This is a genomic window from Lishizhenia sp. (genome assembly GCF_033720595.1).
GTDB lineage: Bacteria > Bacteroidota > Bacteroidia > Flavobacteriales_D > Crocinitomicaceae > Lishizhenia.
Genome location: NZ_JAWWCF010000210.1, coordinates 1 through 4,437 on the forward strand (window position 1 = coordinate 1; position 4,437 = coordinate 4,437).

The window sequence follows — 4,437 nt, forward strand, 5'->3', positions numbered from 1 at the left end:
TACCCTCCTATGGATGGATAAATGGACAATTTCTTCCAAGCAAACATACGTCCCACAGATGCAAAGACATTGAACTGATTGCCAAACCTATAATTCTCTTTATTTGATGTAGCAATACCATAAATAGCGTCCGTTGTTAAGCGCCATTTTTTAAACATGTACATGTACTTCGCTTGTAAAGCATAACTCATACTTCCTCTACCCGCTTGAAAATTTCTATTCACCAGCTCTCCCTCATGTTCGAGTTGATACGCTCCTGTAGGAAGCGTAATACCTAAGCCTAAATCAAGTAAATGACCTCTCACCTTATTGGTATCCATAGGTGGAGCAATTATTCTATACGCGAGGGAAACAGCGGCATCAGCCAAACTAAGGTGACTAATATTTTCTGTATTTCCCTGCATGGTATTGTACACAAAAGGCACATTTGCCATAACATACAACTTTGGAAAAAAATGGTATTTACCCGTTAATTCCATTCTATTGTAACCATCAGTTGAATGCACATCCTCCAGATAACTGCTGTTGTAATTGATTTCTGCATTAAACTGAACATGTGAATAACGCAATCCTATATAGTTATTGGTGGTTTCCATACCCAAGCCCATACTCATTCCGCCCACAGCACATCCACAAACATCACAGGCGTATGTCTTTGAACTTAGCGAAATCAGTATTAAAAGGCTAATTGTACTCCACAAACTTTTGATCTTGTATAAACTCAACATCACTTAATGTTTTTAAAAATGAGATAATTGCTTCTTTTTCCATTTCAGTTAAAGGTATTCCACGCGTTGATCCCTGGTTTAACTCATTGGCTAAATTGGGTACATCTAAAACACCCTCATCATAATGATCCAGGACTTCTTTTAAAGTCCAAAATCTAGCGTTATGCATATAAGGAGCGGTTAACGCCACATTGCGTAGCGAGGGAACACGAAACTTTCCAACATCCATTGGATTTTCAGTAATCGTAGCCCTACCTAAATCGGGATAAATACTATCCAAACCAATATTTCTATACTCCTGATTGGTAAACAAAACACCTTCATGGCAACTAGCACATTTATCTTGAAACAGTGCTAAGCCCTCTTGTTCGATGGCCTTAAGGTCTCCTTTGTTGTTTAGCCATTTATCGTAAGGACTATTGGCACTTACCATCATCAACATAAACTGACTCAAGGCTTTGAACAAATAAGGAGAGGTAATACTGTCTATTTTGAACGTCTCCTTAAATTCTAATTGATAAAAGCTAGAAGCATTTAATTTTTCAATCAGATGATTCAGATCTTCCTTCATTTCTATATCAGATTCTATAGCATTAATGGGAACAAAGTCTAGATGCGTAACACCTCCATCCCAAAAGAACTCTTTATAGAAGGCCATATTTGCAAGTGCTGGAGCATTACGTATACCAATTTCATTATCCACCCCTATAGAAAAAGGATGTTGTTGCCCATCTGCAAAGGCTGTTCCTTGTTGATGGCAATTGGCACATGCAACACTTCCATCTATTGATAGTAAAGGATCATAAAACAATTTTCTACCCAATAAAAAGGCTTCTTCTGTTATTTCATTGAGTTCAAAATTGTAGGTTGAACTTGGAAAATGTTCAGGTTTAATAAAACGGAACTCTTCCACCTCACCACTTTGTTTCGAACAGGAAACAAGAAGTAGCGCTACGTATGATAAACACACGTAACGCATAAATACTACCCCTTTCATTTTATTGGTGTACGTGATCCATCACAAACATCTCTGTAAATGTAGCTGCAAACGGCGCACCGGCCATTGGAGAGTGTACAGAGTATGTAGAGGTGAAATCATTACTAGATGCATTAAAAAAGGGCAAAACATCCACTACAACATGAGCTTCCGGAGCGTACTTTTCTCCAATGAGAATAGGAGATCCAAAGTCAAGTGTAAGTGTTTTAAGGTTGTTCACAAACATACTTCCATCTACATCTTTCCATCCTCCCACGTGGAATTCAATGCGTTTGGCTGGAATACTAGAACCATTTCCCTGATCCACGAATTGTTGTGGAGAATCTGCAGCACTTCCCTCTACTTTCATAGCAATGTAACCGGCATTCCAATTCCAGAACCACGCTCCATTTGCAGGATCTAAAACTCCTCCTGATGCACCTGATTGTACACCTTCTTCGCCTACACCTATGGTAAAACTAATTTCATCATAGGTTCCTTCAGGTATGTTCTCTAGGTTGATAAAGCTCGTAGCAAGATCACTCGCCTCTACTCTAAAGTAGCCTTGAGCTCCTTCTGCAGTAGCTTCCATCTTTTGGGTGTAACTTTCACCATTGGGTCCGCTCAACGTGAAAGCGCTTACATAGAACCCGAAATTTGAAATATTAAATGCTTGGTTTAAAGCTGTTGAATAATCGTAATTCACCGTATCTCCACTTGCTCTCAACTGAAGGGGTGAAGTTCCTGCTTTCATATCAAAATTCACTAAGATTTCGCCCTTATGCTCCTCTTGATTTTGTTTTATATCTTCTTTTTCACAAGCCATAGCTACCAAGGCTACCGCTAAAATTGTTATAATATTTTTCATTGTTTTGTACATTAATTTTTGCGCATAGGCGCATACCTGCGATGGGTTTTCGCAAACTAATTATCTAGCATAGTAAAGGTTATATGTACAAAACCTGGGGAGGAGGAACAGTGATGTCTCCACTAAAAGTGGCCAATGAAAAAGTATAGTAAGGAACTACTTTTTCTTCTTCATCCTTTATGTTGAATGGAACGTTAATCGCATCTGCGAGACGTTCATAATCTTTGTGTTTGAGTTGAGATTTAGAGTCTTTCTTAGCAGGTTTAGAATTATCTTCTGAATTCAGAGCTTGATTGCTTTCCACTTCGTTGGCCAGCTCTTTCATCAAGTAACATTTACCGTTACATTCTAACTCCTCTTGATCTTTGTTCTCACAAAGTTCTTCAGCAATTTGTTCTTGATTTTGGGTAAAATGAAGAATGGTTTGCACGGGCTTACTCAAAGAGAAAACGTAAATTAATATTACTATGCCGGCAAATATTCTCATACCTGCCAGCAAAATTAATCTTTCAGTTCAATCTTCTGAATAAAAAGTTGTAGATATTTATCAACTTTTCAAATTGTATTTCTACTTACAAAAAACCAAGTCCAACAGGATTATTCAACATCCATCCTGTTAAACTCATTCTTCCTGTTTCTGTAGTCAACACTTCGTGTTCTAAGACTCCACTTTTAAATAAAACTAAGCGGTTCGCTTTTGGTGCAATATCTAAATTTCCTGCTTCTCCAAAAATACGTAATTCACCTCCATCACCTTGTTTCCAATCTTTATTTAAGTAAAGTACATAGGAGAGTTGACGGTTATTTCTGCCTTTAAACTGATCTAAATGCTTTTGATAAAACGTTCCTTTAGGATAAAAGGCCAAATGATATTCAAAATCTGAAATACTTAAGAATAAATAGCGATTTACCTTTGCTACTAAATCATCCATCTGTGTATGTAAATCAACTAACTCTTGATCCTTATGTTTATCTATCCAGTAAACATAGTCACCGCGTATTTCTTCTACAATGGTATGATCTCCCAAGCTTCCAATACCCGCTTTTGCCAGGGCATCTTCGTCTCGTTTGCTTTGGAAAAAATTAAAAACGTTAGCGAATATTTCTTCGCTTAAATAATTATCAATTACCACAAAATCCTTTTGTGCCAATTCGTCTAACCATGAAAGGTAGATCTCTTCTGAATATGCTTTCAATTCTTAAAATAAGGTGCGCAAAATTACGCTAAAAAGAAATTGAAATTACCACTCCTAAAAAAAATTATTTCAAGAAATAAACTCCAATAGAATTACAGCTTCTTGCAGAAATCTGAGGTAAGTTCTACTGCCTTTTCATATAATTTGTTTTGCTCCTCTCTACTGATATCAAAATGGGTAGACGAAATGTGTAAATTATCTAGGAAAATGGTTCGTTTTCTCACTTCATCTGATTTGAACATATCCATATCCTGCCCTTTTAAAACAGCTTTAAACAATCGTTTGATATAACTCCCAATTTGATCAAAACCGAGTTCCTCATCTTTATCTTCTGTAGAAATGTACAAGCCCAAGGTTTTGTCTAAATTGTCAAAAGCTGAAATTGGATAGTTATACAATACTCCTCCATCAATAAAAATATGCTTATTCAATTCACCGTTTGGAAATTGCCAAGCATTGAAAAAGAAAGGGATAGACATTGACGCCCGAATTGCCTCTGCGATTTTTATCTCTGGTGTTTGTTCAAAGGAGAATTCCTGTAAACCGGTCGTATTTAAATTACAAGCAAATACCTTTAATTCCCAACAATCGCAATCTTTCAAATCTGCAAAAGTCATTTCTGGATCTTTATCTTTACTTGCTATGATTTCCTTGATCCAATCCAATAAA

Annotated in this window: 5 protein-coding genes and 1 pseudogene; all 6 read right to left on the bottom strand. The window is 36.8% G+C overall.

Going from position 1 to position 4,437, the window contains the following annotated elements; genetic code table 11:
• Positions 1–728: pseudogene (locus R3333_RS12595) on the bottom strand (transporter); the annotation flags it as partial.
• Positions 685–1,725, bottom strand: coding sequence for a cytochrome-c peroxidase (locus R3333_RS12600; RefSeq protein WP_318959129.1), 1,041 nt, complete (start codon positions 1,723–1,725; stop codon positions 685–687). The gene R3333_RS12600 and the pseudogene R3333_RS12595, both read right to left, overlap by 44 nt.
• Before the next feature lies 1 nt (position 1,726).
• Positions 1,727–2,572 carry an MbnP family protein gene (locus R3333_RS12605; protein WP_318959130.1) on the bottom strand — a complete coding sequence of 282 codons (846 nt, stop codon included), beginning with the start codon at positions 2,570–2,572 and terminating at the stop codon, positions 1,727–1,729.
• Between the two features lie 79 nt (positions 2,573–2,651).
• Entirely contained in the window at positions 2,652–3,059 is a 408-nt protein-coding gene (locus R3333_RS12610; protein WP_318959131.1) for a hypothetical protein, read from the bottom strand.
• Positions 3,060–3,144: 85 nt separating this feature from the next.
• Positions 3,145–3,768 (bottom strand): 2OG-Fe(II) oxygenase, encoded by a 624-nt coding sequence (locus R3333_RS12615; RefSeq protein WP_318959132.1) that lies wholly within the window; start codon positions 3,766–3,768, stop codon positions 3,145–3,147.
• Positions 3,769–3,860: 92 nt separating this feature from the next.
• Positions 3,861–4,437: patatin-like phospholipase family protein (locus tag R3333_RS12620; RefSeq protein ID WP_318959133.1), on the bottom strand; the 577-nt coding region annotated here is incomplete at its 5' end.

What these genes read in the sequence shown, in the direction of transcription:
- R3333_RS12600 (WP_318959129.1), bottom strand. Translation starts at nt 1,725, where the DNA reads ATGAAAGGGGTAGTATTTATGCGTTACGTGTGTTTATCATACGTAGCG.
- R3333_RS12610 (WP_318959131.1), bottom strand. Translation starts at nt 3,059, where the DNA reads ATGAGAATATTTGCCGGCATAGTAATATTAATTTACGTTTTCTCTTTG.
- R3333_RS12605 (WP_318959130.1), bottom strand. Translation starts at nt 2,572, where the DNA reads ATGAAAAATATTATAACAATTTTAGCGGTAGCCTTGGTAGCTATGGCT.